This is a genomic window from Micrococcus sp. PSi08 (genome assembly GCF_054960655.1).
In genome coordinates this window covers 1-344 of record NZ_JBHNYP010000071.1, presented here as the reverse complement: position 1 = coordinate 344, position 344 = coordinate 1, and the positions used below count along the sequence as shown (strand labels likewise).

The 344-nt window shown below is 69.8% G+C and carries 1 pseudogene; it reads left to right on the top strand.

The features are described from left to right. A pseudogene (locus tag ACFI33_RS11815) lies at positions 1 to 344 on the top strand (IS3 family transposase); the annotation flags it as partial.

The following is a 344-nucleotide window of genomic DNA, read 5'->3' as shown; positions in this document are numbered from 1 at the left end:
GACGCAAAGCGCCTGAAGGAGCTGGAGAAGCAGAACGCGACCCTGAAGCGTCTGCTCGCGGAAGCGGAGCTGGAGAAGGCCGCGCTCAAGGAGCTGGCTGAGGGAAACTTCTAAGCCCGGACAGGCGCCGCGCCGCCGTCGATCACCTCAAGGGCAAGTTGCGGGTGAGCGAACGGATGGCGTGCCGTCTGGTCGGGCTGAGCCGCTCCGCGTACCGGCGACCGCTCAAGGGCGACACGGTCGCGGACCCGGATCGGGCGCTCAGGGAGTGGCTGCGCGCCTGGGCGAAGGACCATCCCCGCTACGGGTATCGGCGGGCGTATCACGACGCCCGCGCCGAGGGG